At 54.1% G+C, this 15689-nt stretch carries 19 protein-coding genes and 1 pseudogene; 8 read left to right on the forward strand and 12 right to left on the reverse strand.

Translation table 11 applies throughout. From position 1 onward, the window contains the following. Positions 1 to 198: 198 nt before the first annotated feature. The 5 genes from SLH47_RS25485 to SLH47_RS25505 are packed head-to-tail and all read right to left on the reverse strand — an operon-like array spanning position 199 to position 4044. A complete protein-coding gene (locus SLH47_RS25485) occupies positions 199 to 750 on the reverse strand; it encodes a GNAT family N-acetyltransferase (protein ID WP_320243862.1) in 552 nt (183 codons plus the stop codon). A 3-nt stretch (positions 751 to 753) separates the two neighbouring features. Continuing rightward, entirely contained in the window at positions 754 to 1803 is a 1050-nt protein-coding gene (locus SLH47_RS25490) for an iron ABC transporter permease (protein ID WP_320243864.1), read from the reverse strand. A gap of 2 nt (positions 1804 to 1805) precedes the next feature. Further along, entirely contained in the window at positions 1806 to 2744 is a 939-nt protein-coding gene (locus tag SLH47_RS25495; RefSeq protein WP_320243865.1) for an ABC transporter substrate-binding protein, read from the reverse strand. 14 nt (positions 2745 to 2758) lie between these two features. Next, positions 2759 to 3589, reverse strand: coding sequence for an ABC transporter ATP-binding protein (locus tag SLH47_RS25500; protein WP_320243867.1), 831 nt, complete (start codon positions 3587 to 3589; stop codon positions 2759 to 2761). Continuing rightward, positions 3586 to 4044 (reverse strand): DUF1636 domain-containing protein, encoded by a 459-nt coding sequence (locus SLH47_RS25505; protein WP_320243869.1) that lies wholly within the window; start codon positions 4042 to 4044, stop codon positions 3586 to 3588. The genes SLH47_RS25500 and SLH47_RS25505 overlap by 4 nt, the downstream gene beginning before the upstream one ends. A 54-nt stretch (positions 4045 to 4098) precedes the next feature. Here SLH47_RS25505 and SLH47_RS25510 point away from each other — a divergent pair, with 54 nt between their 5' ends. From SLH47_RS25510 to SLH47_RS25545, 7 genes are all read left to right on the forward strand, one after another. After that, a complete protein-coding gene (locus tag SLH47_RS25510) occupies positions 4099 to 4503 on the forward strand; it encodes a Fur family transcriptional regulator (RefSeq protein WP_320243871.1) in 405 nt (134 codons plus the stop codon). Between the two features lie 11 nt (positions 4504 to 4514). Next, positions 4515 to 5486 (forward strand): GTP-binding protein, encoded by a 972-nt coding sequence (locus SLH47_RS25515; RefSeq protein WP_320243872.1) that lies wholly within the window; start codon positions 4515 to 4517, stop codon positions 5484 to 5486. Next, positions 5471 to 6538 carry a WD40 repeat domain-containing protein gene (locus SLH47_RS25520; protein WP_320243874.1) on the forward strand — a complete coding sequence of 356 codons (1068 nt, stop codon included), beginning with the start codon at positions 5471 to 5473 and terminating at the stop codon, positions 6536 to 6538. The genes SLH47_RS25515 and SLH47_RS25520 overlap by 16 nt, the downstream gene beginning before the upstream one ends. 371 nt (positions 6539 to 6909) lie before the next feature. Then, entirely contained in the window at positions 6910 to 7419 is a 510-nt protein-coding gene (locus tag SLH47_RS25525; protein ID WP_320243876.1) for a hypothetical protein, read from the forward strand. A 1-nt stretch (position 7420) separates the two neighbouring features. Next, positions 7421 to 7648 carry a hypothetical protein gene (locus SLH47_RS25530; RefSeq protein WP_320243877.1) on the forward strand — a complete coding sequence of 76 codons (228 nt, stop codon included), beginning with the start codon at positions 7421 to 7423 and terminating at the stop codon, positions 7646 to 7648. A gap of 153 nt (positions 7649 to 7801) precedes the next feature. Further along, complete coding sequence (locus SLH47_RS25535) at positions 7802 to 8419, forward strand: DNA alkylation repair protein (protein WP_320243878.1); 618 nt, start codon at positions 7802 to 7804, stop codon at positions 8417 to 8419. Between the two features lie 767 nt (positions 8420 to 9186). Then, positions 9187 to 9900 (forward strand): DNA helicase, encoded by a 714-nt coding sequence (locus tag SLH47_RS25545; RefSeq protein ID WP_320243880.1) that lies wholly within the window; start codon positions 9187 to 9189, stop codon positions 9898 to 9900. A gap of 378 nt (positions 9901 to 10278) precedes the next feature. On the opposite strand, the gene SLH47_RS25550 is transcribed toward SLH47_RS25545, so the two are convergent. Continuing rightward, positions 10279 to 10665, reverse strand: coding sequence for a DUF4345 family protein (locus SLH47_RS25550; protein ID WP_320243882.1), 387 nt, complete (start codon positions 10663 to 10665; stop codon positions 10279 to 10281). Between the two features lie 28 nt (positions 10666 to 10693). Then, positions 10694 to 11620, reverse strand: a complete 927-nt coding sequence (locus SLH47_RS25555) for an SDR family NAD(P)-dependent oxidoreductase (protein ID WP_320243884.1) — start codon at positions 11618 to 11620, stop codon at positions 10694 to 10696. Positions 11621 to 11731: 111 nt separating this feature from the next. On the opposite strand from SLH47_RS25555, the gene SLH47_RS25560 reads away from it, so the two are divergent. After that, on the forward strand, positions 11732 to 12649 hold the full coding sequence (locus tag SLH47_RS25560) for a LysR family transcriptional regulator (protein ID WP_320243885.1): 918 nt from the start codon (positions 11732 to 11734) through the stop codon (positions 12647 to 12649). 348 nt (positions 12650 to 12997) lie between these two features. On the opposite strand, the gene SLH47_RS25565 is transcribed toward SLH47_RS25560, so the two are convergent. The 5 genes and pseudogenes from SLH47_RS25565 to SLH47_RS25585 all read right to left on the reverse strand — a co-directional run. Beyond that, positions 12998 to 13681: a LysE family translocator gene (locus SLH47_RS25565; protein ID WP_320243886.1), complete on the reverse strand. Its 684-nt coding sequence runs from the start codon at positions 13679 to 13681 to the stop codon at positions 12998 to 13000. Between the two features lie 211 nt (positions 13682 to 13892). Continuing rightward, positions 13893 to 14369, reverse strand: a complete 477-nt coding sequence (locus SLH47_RS25570) for a hypothetical protein (RefSeq protein ID WP_320243887.1) — start codon at positions 14367 to 14369, stop codon at positions 13893 to 13895. A 122-nt stretch (positions 14370 to 14491) separates the two neighbouring features. Next, entirely contained in the window at positions 14492 to 15073 is a 582-nt protein-coding gene (locus tag SLH47_RS25575; protein ID WP_320243889.1) for a Fic/DOC family protein, read from the reverse strand. Beyond that, a complete protein-coding gene (locus tag SLH47_RS25580; protein ID WP_320243891.1) occupies positions 15070 to 15288 on the reverse strand; it encodes a hypothetical protein in 219 nt (72 codons plus the stop codon). The genes SLH47_RS25575 and SLH47_RS25580 overlap by 4 nt, the downstream gene beginning before the upstream one ends. Before the next feature lie 155 nt (positions 15289 to 15443). Continuing rightward, a pseudogene (locus SLH47_RS25585) lies at positions 15444 to 15605 on the reverse strand (Tn3 family transposase); the annotation flags it as partial. Positions 15606 to 15689 lie beyond the last annotated feature (84 nt).

Below are 15689 nucleotides of genomic sequence, written 5' to 3' on the forward strand. Positions count from 1 at the left end.
CGCGCCATCAATCCTGCCTCCAACACTAAGCCAACTGTGGCACAGTTTTAGGGGGCTAAGACAGTTCATTTATTCAGTCTGCTATCACGCGGTCCTTTTTTCCATGCTGATGAGTTGTTTACGAGGGGGCTGCTGCTCTTCCACGCAACGACTATTCACCCAAATCCCAGCACGTGGCGTATGGCCTTAACGTCCGGCTCACGCGTATGGCAAAGCGTTTCGGCCATAGATATGGTCCGGATAATCATACCCATCCAGCATGATGCCACCGATGAGTTTCATGCCGAGCTTCGTGATGACGCGCACGGATCTTCGATTGTTCGGATCAACAATCGCGATAAAGCGCTTTAACTTCGAATTCTCTCTCGCAGTGCTTAAGATTGCTATTGCCGCTTCAGTCGCAAACCCTTTGTTCCAGGCGTATCTGGCAAGCCGAAACCCGATCTCCGCATCGCCCGGTTTGACCCGGCTTGGATCAGAAGAAAGGCCGACATAGCCAATAACGGCAAGATCGTGTTTACGTTCAATGGCTAGACATCCGGGCAGTCCATCCTGATAGATGGCGATGCAGCTGCGACCCAGCCAATCTTGTTGGTCCTGTTGGCTCATAACGCCCTTGTCGCTGTATTCCATGACCGCGGGATCACCAAAAATACCCTGAAGATTGCATAGATCCGCGGTATGCCATCTTCGCAGCCGAAGCCGGTCTGTTTCCGCAACGATGTGCCCCGGCGGCTTCGTGCCCAGCATAGCCTAAGCAGACCGACGACTGAGCAGCCAAACGAAGAAAACGCCACCGATGAGGCCGGTCACTATACCGATGGGCATGTCCTCAGGTGCCATGATTGTCCGTGCGGCGATATCGGTCCAAAGAAGAAAGATCGCACCGATGAGCGCCGATGCAGGCAGGACCCGATTGTAATCCCCGCCCACGATCATGCGCGCGACATGCGGCACCATCAAACCCACAAAGCCAATCATGCCGGTAAAGGCGACCATAACACCTGTAATCAAGGCACCGACGACGAAGACAACGAGCCGAAACCGCCCAACGGCAATTCCCAAGGTCGACGCCGTTTCATCCCCAATCGTCATGGCATTCAGCTGGGCGGTGCGCATCATCAACCAAGCGCCGCACCCGAGCAGAACAACGAGCGGGTAAATCAGCTGATCCCACTGCGCGAGGCCGAGACCCCCAAGCATCCAAAAAACGACTGTATGCGACGCACGTGGATCGCCGAGAAAAATCAGACCGTTTGCCGCGGCCATGATTATGAAGGACACTGCGACACCAGCCAGCACCAATCGGTCTGCGCTCGTGGCGTCTGCTAATCTGGAGACGCCAAGCACGATGACGGTTGCCAACAACGCGCCCGCAAAGGCCATTAGCGGCACGGTCAAAAGGCCTAGAAACAGACCTGTATGCAGCAGTGCAAGGATCGCGCCGAATGCACCACCCGAAGAGATGCCAAGCAGGTGCGGATCCGCCAGCGGATTGCGTGTGACCGCTTGCAGGCTTGCACCAACGATGGCCAGCCCGGCACCGACCATCATGGCCAGCAGCGCGCGCGGAAACCGGATGTTCCACACGATATTCTCGCGCCCCTGGCTCCAGGTTTGTTCGATCACTCCCGGCGAGATTTTGTTTGCCACAACACCCCAGACCGTTCCCGTCGGGACAGAAACCGCCCCGACAGAGATCGCGATTGAAAGTGACACGAGCAGCGCCGCTAACCCCCCGGCAGCGACTGCACCGCGTCGCGTGCTACGGGAGCGATTTATCGATGCTGCTGCGTCGCTCATCCTCAGTTTGGCCAGAAGGCTTCGGCCAAGGTCTTGATGGCCTGAATGTTCCGTGGACCCGGCGTAGCCTCAACATATTCCAGCGTAACGAAACGATCGTTTTGCACCGCATCGATATCCGCGAAAGCCGGGTTGGACATCATGAAATCGCGCTTTTGTTCAGCGGTGACTTCGCCATAGTTCACGATAACGATCACTTCCGGGTTTTGTTCAACAACCTCTTCCCACGTGACCGTCCCCCAACTCTTTTCAAAGCCCTCCATGACGTTGACGCCGCCTGCCGCCTCGATAAGGGCCGTTGGCATCGCGTAGAGACCTGCGGTGAACGGCGTATCCTCGCCGCTATCATAGACAAAAACACGGACAGGTTCGTCGCCTGTTGACACTGTGTCAGTGAACGTAGCGAGCTCGGCGCGGTATCCGTCGACAAGAGCGTTTGCATCATCCTCGACCCCGAAGATCTTTCCGAGGTTCACAAGGTCGGCGTACATGTCTTCGATGCTAGCGCGATCTTTGTCCATGATATGGGTGCAGGACTCGGTGAGTTCGTAAACCTGAATGCCAAAAGGCTCCAGCGTTTCGGGCGTCACTTCACCACCAACTTTCATACCGTAGTTCCAGCCCGCGAAGAAAAAGTCGGCATCCGCGCCCACCAAAACTTCTTTTGACGGGTATCGCTCAGACAGCTCAGGCAATTCTGCGACGCCCTCGCGCATCTCCGCATCCAATTTGTTCCAGCCATTGATACCCGTATATCCGACCATGCGATCAGTGAGGCCAAGGACTAGCATCATTTCAGTTAGGTTGACGTCGTTGGAAATCGCTCTTTCGGGGGGTGCATCGAAGGTTACAGTGCGATTGCAGCTTTCAACAGAAGTCTGCGCAACGGCTGCTCCAGATGTGATAATTATGGCGATTGCGCCAAGTGAGATGTATCTCATGTCGTACGTCCTTGTCAGAGATGGAATGTCAGGTGTTTCGCATCGCTGGGCGAGAGACGCTCTTGCCTGGCTCTTATGGAAAATGCGTCAGAAATCATGGCTTCTGTGAAAACGGCCTTTGGGGGCCCGAAGCCCAAGGAGCGGCCGCCTCGCAGAAGCAATACGTCGTCACATACTTCAGCAGCCATATTCAGATCATGTAGTGAGGTGACAATCGTGAGCGGTAGATCTCGGATAAGCGCCAAGACCTCCAACTGATTGCGGATGTCCAAATGGTTGGTTGGTTCATCCAGGATCAAGAGACGTGGTTCTTGCGCCAAAGCGCGGGCCACCATGACCCGCTGACGTTCTCCACCAGAAAGCGTGCCCAAATGCCGGTCAACGAACTCCAGCAAGTCCAGTCGATCAAGTGCCTGCTCTATAACCTCAACATCATGCGCCCCAGACGTTCCGCCAAACCCCTTCCGGTGCGGTGTGCGACCAAGCGCCACAATTTCACGCACAGTGAGTGCGAAATCTGTTGGCTGCTCTTGCAGGACAGCTGCGACGCTTCTTGCGACGTCGCGGGCATCGCGTTTCCAAATGCTGATACCATCTACCGCAACACATCCTGTTGATGGACGATGAAAACGGTATAGCAGGCGCAAAAGCGTGGACTTTCCTGCGCCATTCGGTCCGACGACGCCAAGCACGCGGCCTGCGGCGAGGTCAAAGGTGATTGGGCTAAGGATCGCTTTACCGCGCGGGGTTTGCCAGCTTGCGTTTTCGACAGTGAGATGCGCTGCAATATCTGGCGGCGATACAAGAACATCTGCCTCAACCTGCGGGTCAAGCACGTCTCTCATGATGCTTTGGCTTGCAGATCGGATACCAGGTGCGACTGACTTTCAAGCGGCGGGAAGCGCCCCAGAATACTTGCTTGCAAGATATCTGGACGCTCTCTGCGATCGAGGAAGCCGTCAACACTCTTGGTGTATTTTTCGACAAGCTCAAATAGCGCTGCAACATGAGTTTTGTCGGCAGGATCGAGATCGCCAAACACATACGTGAATTTGCCCGGCGCGCCGAGTGAAACAATGCAGGATCGTTTGCATTGGCTCATGCAGCGTATGCCTCTGAGCTTCATTGGGATTTCAGGACGTCGGGCATGCTCTTCAACGACGTGCGCGGCAAGCCGTACCCCTCCCCGCGTCTCCAAACGTGCCTCAAGCCCGTCTCGGCACGTCGTGCAAATTGACAAAGTTGGTTGTGCGCCGGTCACGCGAAGTCCGCCCCATAATGTAACGTTGTAACATTGCACGAATTAACAATAGTTGATAGAAATCGTCAAGTAAGATGCTGAGGAGGATTTTCCGTGGTAAAAAGAGCAAAGCGCATTACGCATGCTGAAAGAGTGTTTGGCTACTTAAAAACATGTGATCGTCCCGTTTCCGCTTACGACATCTTGGATGCGCTTCGCGCCGATGGCGTGACCGCCTCAACAACCGTCTATCGCGCCCTCGACAAGCTAGCCGAGACCGGACACGTGCACCGCATCGAATCTCTGAATGCTTGGACGGTCTGTTGTGGCAGCCATGAGGGGAAAAACCCAGTTTTTGAGATTTGCGATGACTGCGGAAGTGTGACCGAACACATCGACGACGAATTCGCAGGGAGCATTGCAAACCTATCAAAGCGAACAGGTTTTGCACCCAATCATACAGTTCTTGAAATCCATGGCCGATGCAGCGCGTGCGACACCGGCGTGCCAGCCCATTGAAAGGATAAACAATGGACCAGACCGCAAAAGTTCCCGTCACGGTGCTGACGGGTTTTCTCGGCGCCGGGAAAACGACGCTGCTCAACCGCATTCTCACCGAACGTCATGGCAAGAAATACGCCGTCATCGTCAATGAGTTTGGCGAAGAAGGGATTGATAACGACCTTGTCGTCGATGCGGACGAAGAGGTGTTTGAAATGAACAATGGATGCATCTGTTGCACCGTCCGTGGCGACCTCATTCGCATCCTGAGCGGCCTGATGAAGCGCGCGGACCAACTTGACGCGATTATTGTCGAGACAACCGGTTTGGCAGACCCCGCGCCCGTCGCACAGACATTCTTTGTTGATCAGGACGTCGCACAGCGGACCAAGCTGGACGCAATTGTGACAGTGGCAGATGCTGTCCACCTTGATGGTCAGTTGGGTGAGCATCACGAAGCCGAAGAACAAGTTGCATTCGCCGATGTTCTTTTGCTGAACAAAACCGACCTTGTTGAAGCCGAGAACCTGGAAACCATTGAGGCACGCATTCGCAAGATCAACCCATACACCAAGATCATTCGGACCGCGCATTGCACAGCACCTTTGGATGAAGTCGTTGGGCTGAACGCGTTCAGTCTTGATCGCGTACTCGAGGTGGAGCCCGACTTTTTGACCTCGGATCATGACCACGATCACGACGATGATGTGACCAGCGTGTCATTTACCTCAGAAGAGCCGCTGGATCTCGACAAGTTCCAGACGTGGTTTGGAAAGCTTCTGCAAACACACGGCCAAGATATCCTGCGTTCAAAAGGTATTTTGGATTTCGAGGGACAGGCGGACCGCTACGTCTTTCAAGGGGTGCATATGTTGATGAGCGGATCGCCCATGGGGGCATGGCCCGATGGGTCGCAGCGCAACTCTCGAGTGGTCTTCATCGGTCGCAACTTGGATGGCATGGGCCTTGAGGAAGGGTTCGCATCTTGCAAGGCAGCGTAACCATCAAGGCCCCACGCAAGACCGTCGTTCCAAAGACGGAGCTTGAGCGTCGTGGGACGCGTTTCAAATTCGGCGCACCGGTCACAGCGGCTGTTCGACTTGGTGATACCGTGGTTGCAAGCTTTGGCGATGGCATGTTGCGCTTTTTCCGAGGTGAAGCCATGCCGCAAGAAATCCAGGTGCATGATGGCGTGGTGCTTTGCATGGTCGCCGATGGCGACAAGCATGTTCTAACTGGGGGCGATGACGGACGGTTCCTGCGGACCTCCCTTGCGGGCGAAATCGAGGTGTTGGCCGAGTTTGGTACCAAATGGGTAGACTGCGTGGCGGCTAGCCATGGGCACTACGCCTGCTCATCTGGTCGCGAAGCCCATGTTTGGGCCGCCGGACAAAACACGCCAACCGTTTTTGAACATGCGAGCACCGTGGGCGGCATGGCGTTTGACCCAAAGGGTAAGCGGCTCGCGGTTGCCTATTATGGAGGCGCAACTGTCTGGGCGCGCGAAAAGCGTTGGAAGTCTTCAAAGGTCTTCTGGAAGGGTTTTCATGCCCACACGTGCTTTAGCCCTGACGGCAAATACCTCGTCACAGCAATGCAGGAAAATGCACTCCACGCTTGGCGGCTGCGAGACAAAGGCAACTTTGCGATGCCCGGCTATCCAGCCAAAATCAAAAGCCTCGCTTGGGTTGGGGAAACGCCCCATCTCGTGACCTCCGGCGCAGATGAAGCCATCGCCTGGCCTTTCGATGGCAAGGATGGTCCGATGAACCGCAAACCTGTCTGTGTCGCCTACAATGACGATGAAATGGTGACCTGTGTCACGGCCTTTCCGGGACAGGAAGCTGTCTTTGTTGGCTTCAGAGACGGTGCAGTGCAGCTAGCCGAACTGGACGAGACACAGAATGCAATCGTCATCTCAGGTACAACTGGCGCAGAGGTAACGGCGATTGAAGTATCAGGCGTATCGACGCAACTCTTCGTCGGAGATGCAGGCGGCAACGTTCTCTGGGCACCCCTTCGCGCAGGAGGTTCATTTGCTGGGAATGTTTGACAACACAAGGCCAGACCCAGAGGCACTCGCGCGCGTCAAAGCTCTCTTTGTTGCGACGTTTGAATTGAAAGACGACACTTTGGTGAGCGTATCGGAACTGCGTTGTCACGAGCCAGACTGTCCGCCTGTTGAGACGGTTGTCACTGCGCGCGAAACGGATGGGACCGTTCGAGACTGGCGGGTTCACAAACCGATGGCTGAAATCGATGAAGCGGATGTCCTTCAATTGAAGGACCGACCGGCATAGCCCGAACAATTGCTTTGCAAAACCCGTACGATTTTTTATTGAGGTAGCCGATACCCAGTTAGTCCATCCTCGGATCAGCCCGGTTTTGAATGACCGTGCAATCTTTCCGGCCTTGGATGACCTCATGGGACATACAGCAACCAACGAGCTTCGAACCTTTGCAGAGTTGCAATGTGATCCTTTCGAGCAAAGTCTTGTTCCAATCATCCGACGCCTCGTCAGAACTCTTGGAAAACAGGACGCAATTGGATGTTGTCAGGCTTATGATCGTGCGATCGAAAAGTGGGGAGACCCGATTGGATTGAGCATTGCTCATCTGATGCAAAAGCTGATTACCGAGCTAACAAAGTGCAGAGGGGCACCTCTCACGTGTTTCTATCCACGCGAACGCGCGGAACTCGTGTTTGTCAGCCATGATGAGTTCAATCTCCTCAAGATGCTTCATCATATGCGGCGCGAAGACTTCAATAGGGCAAGTCAGCCTGCCGAATATCTGATGTTTGGGAAAAGGGCACCCAAAGTTATGCGAGCAGCATCGACCTTCGCTCAACGTTATAAGGTCGCACAAGGCCCACCTAATAAGGGGGAACGACATCGTGTGCGGCTTTCGATTGTAGCAAAGTCAGGAGCCTAGAGTGGCGTTCATTGAAAGGAACTTGCAATTGAAAAATGCTGATGCGGGCGCAAACTACGTCCTGAAAGCCCTTCTACCGCGGCTGGAAGAAATCAAACCTGGCCTGATGGATGAGTTGTCGCTTGGCATTGCGGCCGACAAGGAAGCGATAGAGCAAGCCGGGAGAATGACCCCAGAACTGAACGAGGTGTTTGTGTCCGCTGAACAGATTCTGTCCAAAGCACAATGATTTCGGGCAATTCATCGCTATCCGGAGCTGATTTTGACGGACTTTGAGGCAACGAACTGCAGAGAATTTCACGCCGAAATCGCAGCCAAGCTCAGCGACCTTGGTAAGGGCACGCATTATAAAGCTGACGCAAACGAACCTGATCCGCGTTACTTGGGCTACGGCGTACGAGCACCCGAAATGAAGCGAGTCATAGCAAGTCTGAAACCACGCATTGCGGCGCTGGACAGCGAACAGAAGCTCCAATTGGCCACAGACCTGATCGCCTCCGGTTATGGAGAACAAAAGAGCGTTGCATTGGCCATATTGGAAACACTCCCGACCTACTTCACGCCGGATCGATTTGGACAAATGCAACGCCTCGTGAAAGGGCTTCATGGATGGAGCAAAATCGACGGTGTTACCAAACTTGTCCTGCCGCGTATCTTGGAACGTCACGAAGGTGAGATGCTGGACCTCTTGGGTCGGTGGAATGTTGACGATGACATGTGGCTCAGGCGGGCAAGCGTAGTGATTTTCACGCGCAACGTCGCGAAGTCAAAATCATTCAAAGATACGGCACTCCGACACTGCAACACACTGATACGTGACACGGAACACCTGGTGCAAACCGGTGTCGGTTGGTGTTTGCGCGATCTGATGCGTTGGCATAAAGATGAAATTCTGCCCTATGTATGTGACTTGAGGCGGATGGGCGTCAGCAGCAAAATAACGCTCTATGCGCTGCGCGATATCAAAGGTCGGGAGCGCAAGGCGGTCTTGCAATGCTAAACCGATCAGCCGCAGCATCCGTTAGTGCATGCCCGCTTCGATGCTGGACGGAGGTCGTCTTCCGAAATGTCAAACTCACCGGTAAGCCTTGGTATCGGAACCTGAAGTGCCTCAGACAGCAGCCCAAGAACGGATAAGTCCAAGGTAAACGTCGATGATGTTTCGATTTTAGTGAGCTGTCGCTCAGTCAAACCGGACAGCTTGGCGAGTTTGGGTCGTCCAATTCTACGGGCCTTTCGGATCGTCTTAATCCGAATGGCGTCAACAGCGATGTCTGTCATCGTCTAAGCCCCAGGACATCCACAGCTGGGACCGCAATCGCAATCGGTGCAGGTGCATGTGTCGCCACAGCAGCACTTCGAGGCTGTTGGCTCTTCCTGCGAACAACCACAATTTGGGGAACATTGATCGCAGGCACATTTGTCAGCTTCGGTCAAAGTTAGCTCCTTTCACTCAGAGTTATAAGCGGCCACTAGGCCCAAACTTTAGCAGTAGCTTATGGTCAAACTGCGCTTTTGGAAAGATCGCCTTTTGATCCGAGGTGGCATACGGGCCCAGCCTGAGCCTTCATCGGCGTGCAGCGAATGATTACAACCCGATTGAAGCCATCATGTAACAATGGTAGCTTCCTATGGCGGCCTTGCTCGGGCCTCCCCCCTCCAGCGGGGCAGCATTCGACATGCGGAGCGGTACCATTTCGAACCTAACCTGTTCGAGTTCTTGCATAAGGAGGGATTGCGGAGAACGCTCGAAATAGGAGGTTCAAGATGAGACTATCAGCGCCAATCTACAAACTTAAGCGTCAAGCAAAATTGCTGGCACGCGAAAGGGGTATCAGACTTCACGAAGCACTCCATCAGATTGCCATCAAGGAGGGCTTCAAGGGTTGGAGTCATTTGGCGTCCAGCTACTCTAAAGCAACGCCAGCGACAGAAATCATGAGCCAGCACAATTCAGGCGATATGGTGCTGATCGGTGCGCGTCCTGGTCACGGCAAAACCCTACTTGGTTTAGAGTTGGCAGCATTAGCTGGGAAGAACAGTCGTAAAGGCCATGTTTTCTCACTGGACTACAATGATGCGGATGTGTGGGATCGTTTTGAAAAACTTGGTTTAGACCCAAGCGGACATGACGACCCACTCGTGGTTGATACCTCGGACCACATCTGCGCAGCTCATATCATTGGACGCCTCGCGAATAAGCCCGATCGTTCATTCATTGTTGTCGACTACCTGCAGCTTTTGGACCAAAGGCGCAGCAATCCTCGGCTCGACGAACAAGTCAAGTCACTGAAGAAGTTTGCCATCGAATGCGGAGCGGTTGTGGTTCTGATTGCCCAGATTGACCGCGCTTTTGAGCTATCGCCCAGTAACATGCCGACCATTGCGGACGTCCGATTGCCAAATCCCCTCGACCTATCTCTTTTCGACAAGAGATGCTTTCTACATGAGGGTCAAATACAGATAGACGTGGCGGCATAACGCACGGCGGGAATTCGCTTTGGACGTTCGTCGAAGTTCCGAAAAGTCCTGCGACTTGACTCGAGCCCACCCCAATTCTGCCGTGCGAAGTAGGAATGACTGGTTTCACCGCCGCATGGCAGCACCCATCGTCGAGCACTCGAAGGAATTTTCATACTGCGAGCGCGCGCAGCATGAAATCAATACTTCCGCTTTGGGCTCTTCGCGGCCATCGGAGGCGGCGCAGCATCCCGACATCACCAGGCCAGAAGGGCCATCAAGGACGGCCCTAACCGGACTTTGCACAGCCTCTGCAGATGCTGCGACTATTTCCCGGAAACGGACATCCAAAAACGGCGGTTGCTCAAGGACCGCCGTTTAACTTGAATTTTGTGCTGATCAGATTGGCAATAGCGTCGGCAACTGCACGTATGCCGTCATGAGCACACCAATGATAATCAACTCCACGACGAGTGGCGGTACTACGGCTTTGTCGAACCCGTCGGCCACGATGCCTACGATACGACCGAAGGCCACGATGCCAAGCAACAGCGCCACGACGACAAAACCGAGTGTTTGACCGGTCAGCAGGCCAAAGATCAGCAGTGCAACACTTGTGATGAAAAGCCCGCCGATGACCGAGCGGATTGTGTTCAGGCCTGCCGTTCCGACAGGTTCAATGGCGAAGTTCTTCACCATCCGGCGCGGGGCGAACATCGACATGGTGCCTAGGCCAAGAAGCATGACTGTGGCAAGGCCGACGAGGATTTGAAGTGTGAGGTCCATTTGAATTCTCCTTAGATTGAGGTTGAGGTCAGGCCGCGAAGCGGTGAACGGCCTGGTTGGCGTTGTCCTGAAAGTCAGGGTTAGCGAGGGTGAAATCGATTTCAGCCTGGTCGATCACGGGACCAGTTGGGGAGCCTTCACGGCTGGCGTAGAAATGACCGCTTTCGAACTTCTCGTTTAGCAAGCCGTCGACGTAGCGTCTCGCACCGGTCTCGACGCTGTGCATCATTCCAAAGATCGGCATGAGTGTACCGCCGATGTATTTGAAGAAGACCTTCTTCAGGAACGGCAGGTCATCCATTCCATTGGTGCCAGTCGTGCCGCCGGGGCTCATGGTGACGAAGCGGATATGCGGGTGCTGACGCGCCATTGCACCCATCCAATGCGCCCCAACAAGTTTGATGTAAGAGTAGACATCGAGCGGATCAGCATCCTGCCCAAACTTGCTGCCGTCCGCGATTGCCGCGAATTCTTCAGCAGACAAGGACTGCATGTCAGGCTTGGCCACACCCATCTTTGGGATTCCACGAGCGGCTTCCGAGCCAGCGTATAGCACTGTCGAAGTGATTAACTGACGTTCGAGCAACTCGTCTACAAGCACAACATGGCCAAGGATGTTAGCTGCGAAGATGTTCGTGACACCCGCATTGGTCAGGGCATTTGGTCTACGTCCACCGGTGCCACCAGCATTCAGGATCACGGCATCAACAGCGGACTTCATGCCAGCGACGGCCTCACGGACCGAACTGAGGTCCGACACATCCATGATAATGATCTCGAAAATGCGCTTGCCCGTTTCCGCCTCGAGGGCGGTCTTCGCGGCTTCCGCTTTTTCCAGATTGCGGCAGGCGAGGTAGATCTTTTCGATGCCGTTTCGGAGGGCCAATTGACGGGCAGCTTCACGGCCCAAACCAGCATTCGCACCGGTGATCAGGACTGATTGTATGGGGTTCATTGGATTGTTTCCTTGGGTTCTCGTTTCATGCGTCCAAGGTAGCAAGGTCTAAAATTGAACTGTAGATAGGTAAAACTGTACACGGCGCTTCAAAAGTGAAACACTGGGATCATGTCGACCCACGAAAGCCATTCTCTGAACTGGGATGATCTGAAGTATTTCCTCGCTGTCGCCCGCACGGGCACTTTGCGGGGCGGGGCTGACAGCATTCAGGTTAACCATACAACGCTGACGCGGCGGCTGTCGGTCATGGAGGAGCGCGTAGGTAGTCGTCTTTTCGACCGCTCTAAAAAAGGGCTGGTACTGACCCAGCTTGGGGAAGACCTGATGCCCCACGCCGAACGGGTCGAGGCAGAAATGACGGCTGCGTCGCGGGTAATCGTTGGTCGCGATGCCCAACCTTCAGGCACTGTCTACATCACTCTGCCGCACGGGTTGGCGATGACGTCATTGATGGACGACTTCGCTGCCTTTGCTGATCTTTACCCAGACATCACGCTGAATATGAACTTCACCAACGACATCCGCGATTTGACCAGACGAGAAGCGGATGTTTCCCTGCGAGTTGCCGGTGAAGTGACTGACGATGTCGTAGGGCGAAAACTCGTCCAGATGTCGCAAGCTGCCTATTGCACACGAGACTATGCTGAGCGGATCACTGACAACGGCGGCGAAGGACTACACCTCATCGGCTGGCATGAGCCTGAAGAGGCGATAACCGCAGAGTGGGTGAAGGACAGTTACTATCCGAAGGCCACCCTCAAACACCGCGTCTCAGAGCTGGTGCCTCTAATCACTCTGGCCGCTTCTGGTCTCGGCATGGCCTATCTGGCCTGTAATTTAGGTGACAGACAGGCGAACTTGATAAGGGCCCCGTTCCAAAAGCCAATGCCCTACCGCAGCATCTGGCTCCTGCTGCACCGCGATCTGCGCAACACAGCACGCGTCAGGCTGTTTGTAGATTTTCTCGCAGAGCGGGTCCAATCGAGACGGAATGAGTTCTGGGTGGCCGGAACGGTGTCGAAGTAGGCATGGCCCTTTGCGGACATTCGTTCGACGCCAGCTCCACGGCGGTGCAGCTCGTCGAACCGGACCTTGCTCGTTCACGCAGCATATATGGTATTCACATGTCGGCAGAGCGAAATAGAATTAACCTTTTGATGCCAAACGCTTTTCCTTTTTTAGGAACACAGCAAGGTAAGCCTCAAGTTCTTCAATGCCGTCTATCGTCAACCCATCTGGGAAAATGAATGTTACATCGCCATCGGACACTGGGAAAGCCGAGAGCAGAGAAGGTCTGGTCCGAGCACTACCTCCAGGATGCTGCACTTCGTCCGAATGACTGCTATGCAAACGTCGAATTGCGCCAGTTCCCACTCAAGCAGAGCGGGGCCCTAATACGAACTTGATAGGGGCAACAAGCATCCATACCCCGACACTAAGCATGGTGCCGCCTGCAAGATTTCCGCCCCAGAAAGACAGGTTTCTTGATCCGAACCGGCTTACGATCCGCCTTTTGATAGTTATTGCAGTCAGGGCGATGATGCTGAAACAAATCAGACCATTCAGATACATGAAGAAGCCAAGGACAAGGATCTGCGTGCTGACGTTTCCGAGCTCTATTGCCACGAATTGCGGCAAAAACGACGTCAGTAGTACAATCATCTTCGGGTTTCCCAAATTCGTCAGAAGCCCTTGTATGAAGGCTGCAATCAGCGGCTCCTCCGACTTTAGCCCCGGCACGTGACTGGATTGATTGGCAACGGCGCGTGTCGCAAACGAAGTACGCAGCATCGTGTATCCTATGTATATGAGGTACAGGGCCCCTGCGGCACGGACGGCCATCCAGATTGCGGGCGACAGGGCGTTCACAAATTCCATTCCGAATGCAATGGCCGGAACGAAGAACAGACCAGCCGAAACCATACCAAGGATCGCTGAAAACGCGTGCCGTATTCCTTGAGAGGTTGCTCGCGATACGACGACGATGCTGTCTGGTCCGGGTGTCAGAAACATGAGCGCATGTATCCCAACCATCACGGCCACCAAGTTCCAGTCCATCGCGTATTCCTTGCGCTACCTATATCTAGTTTGGCTGACGGTAAGCTGCCTGAAGAATCCTGTAAACGCAGTGTGTTTGAGATTGAAGCTGTCAATCGGCATCCATACCCAAACTGAAGTCCCTTCCAAACGAACTTGGTCAGTGCCTTTGCATCCTGGTACCAAGACTCTGAAGGTAGGTCATCTTGACATTGAATGATGACCCTTCCACTCACATCATCGGCGGATATGGCTTTGTAACCACCCTGAACGACAACTCGTCCAAGCTGTGCCTGCACAGGGTTGGGGTGGAAACTTTTGAAGCCGCGAAGGACAGTATCAGGCCAATGTCGTCCGTCCCCGAGTCCGTTTCCCGAGGAAGAGTTATCGACGCTTCGTCTGCAGCGAGCTGAATCTGGAAACCAACTGTGTTGATCCTGAAGCTTCGCACTCTCATGTTCTCGGAAAAGAACTTGATGCCGTGACTGCTCATGCCTACGAGCGTAACAGGTTCGGATTGCCCACCAGGTTTGCCCATCGATTTGGTCAGTGCCACGTAGACATGCCCCGGTACGATCAGCGGATCGCTGTTAAGCCGACGATCATCACCGGCATGCGCCACGAATGTGATAGGCTCGTCCAAATCCTCCGTGGAAATCCTCCCTTCAAATGTGGTTGTTTGGAATGTGCTTTCTTCGCCGGATTCCATTGCACTTCCTTGTCTCTTTGTTTCAGTTCACTGGCAAATCAGGTCAGGCGCGGTTAATAGCTGCCAGATCCCCCACCTTGAAATTCTGCACTTGGCCGGACTCGACCCCCATAAATTTCGGATCAAGTCGCCATCCTGATGATGGCGTTCCTGAGAGGGATCTCGTTTCCGCAGAAACTTGCGATCATCGCGTCCATGAACTCGTCCTCATTGATGTTGTCCTCGACCATCTCAAGTCCCGCAACCTGCATAAGGATATCTAGCAGCGTGAGTTGGCAGCGCCCGTTGCCCTCGCGAAATGGATGGACAGCGTTGATGTCGGCAATGTAGTGCGCCGCGCGCCTGGCGAAGTCCTGCAAACTACTCGTCTTGGCGAGGTGGTTCTCTTCGGCGAGTTCTCGAAAAATACGGATCATCTCAGTGTCGATGTATTCTGGATAGCAGAACCAGTTCCCACCTTTGGCGGTTCGAATTTGTCTTGTTTGTCCTGCCCATGCGTAGACATCTTGGAAGAAGTGATGATGGATCGCCCGGTAATGTGCATAGTCAAGCGCACCTTCCGGTAATGGCTCCTCCGACCGAGTTAAAAACATGATCTGCTCGAATTGATCAAGCTCGTCCTGATCCGTCAGGTTGGCCTTGTTTCGAAGAACTCCAGTGCCAGGGTAACAGAGGGGGTCCTCTGTGATGTCGTACCGGCTCATTTACTTTTTTTGGTGACGAACCTGCCGGTAATCGCTGAGCGAAGTGCATCACCTTTGAGCCCACGATCGGTATAGGTCTTCAGCGTATTGGCGGATTTGGAACTGATCGTGACACCTTCAACCTTGGCGAACTTCATCGCCTTGGATTTGCCTAAAGGCCTCGTGACAAAGCGTCCGGTGGTCGCTGATCTCGTGAGTGCGTTGCTCTTCTTCATAACGAGACTTTATCACGCTTAGTATTGAATGTGTACGAAGATTCAGTTCGGACCACTCTGCACTCACTGTATCAAATCGAACAAAGAACATTAGATGAACACTTTAGTCAAGCGACCTTCAGCTTTGCGGGCGGAGGCCCTTGTTGGCTTTGCCTATTCCAATGGATCACAATGACGGCCAGCAGGTTCAGGACGCCCATCCGGTAGTGCTGACCTTCAACGGTTCGGTCCCTTATCTGGCCTTGCCGTCCGATCCGGAGGGCGTTCTGGAGCACGTGATGCGCCTTGCCCTTTAGACCGACCTGGACGCTAGTTTGCGCAGGATCAGACTGGGTGCGATGCTCAGACGCCAGAGACTGTAATGCATGGTGGGGCCTTTAGGTTCCGGCCAAGTCTGCTAT

The sequence above is a fragment of the Cognatiyoonia sp. IB215182 genome (genome assembly GCF_033963905.1).
GTDB lineage: Bacteria > Pseudomonadota > Alphaproteobacteria > Rhodobacterales > Rhodobacteraceae > Yoonia.

Excerpts from the sequence above, each read along its gene's own strand:
- SLH47_RS25575 (WP_320243889.1), bottom strand. The coding sequence starts at position 15,073 with ATGAGCCGGTACGACATCACAGAGGACCCCCTCTGTTACCCTGGCACT.
- SLH47_RS25500 (WP_320243867.1), bottom strand. The coding sequence starts at position 3,589 with ATGAGAGACGTGCTTGACCCGCAGGTTGAGGCAGATGTTCTTGTATCG.
- SLH47_RS25550 (WP_320243882.1), bottom strand. The coding sequence starts at position 10,665 with ATGGACCTCACACTTCAAATCCTCGTCGGCCTTGCCACAGTCATGCTT.
- SLH47_RS25555 (WP_320243884.1), bottom strand. The coding sequence starts at position 11,620 with ATGAACCCCATACAATCAGTCCTGATCACCGGTGCGAATGCTGGTTTG.
- SLH47_RS25515 (WP_320243872.1), top strand. The coding sequence starts at position 4,515 with ATGGACCAGACCGCAAAAGTTCCCGTCACGGTGCTGACGGGTTTTCTC.
- SLH47_RS25580 (WP_320243891.1), bottom strand. The coding sequence starts at position 15,288 with ATGAAGAAGAGCAACGCACTCACGAGATCAGCGACCACCGGACGCTTT.
- SLH47_RS25490 (WP_320243864.1), bottom strand. The coding sequence starts at position 1,803 with ATGAGCGACGCAGCAGCATCGATAAATCGCTCCCGTAGCACGCGACGC.
- SLH47_RS25485 (WP_320243862.1), bottom strand. The coding sequence starts at position 750 with ATGCTGGGCACGAAGCCGCCGGGGCACATCGTTGCGGAAACAGACCGG.
- SLH47_RS25495 (WP_320243865.1), bottom strand. The coding sequence starts at position 2,744 with ATGAGATACATCTCACTTGGCGCAATCGCCATAATTATCACATCTGGA.
- SLH47_RS25525 (WP_320243876.1), top strand. The coding sequence starts at position 6,910 with ATGGGACATACAGCAACCAACGAGCTTCGAACCTTTGCAGAGTTGCAA.
- SLH47_RS25560 (WP_320243885.1), top strand. The coding sequence starts at position 11,732 with ATGTCGACCCACGAAAGCCATTCTCTGAACTGGGATGATCTGAAGTAT.
- SLH47_RS25545 (WP_320243880.1), top strand. The coding sequence starts at position 9,187 with ATGAGACTATCAGCGCCAATCTACAAACTTAAGCGTCAAGCAAAATTG.
- SLH47_RS25570 (WP_320243887.1), bottom strand. The coding sequence starts at position 14,369 with ATGGAATCCGGCGAAGAAAGCACATTCCAAACAACCACATTTGAAGGG.
- SLH47_RS25565 (WP_320243886.1), bottom strand. The coding sequence starts at position 13,681 with ATGGACTGGAACTTGGTGGCCGTGATGGTTGGGATACATGCGCTCATG.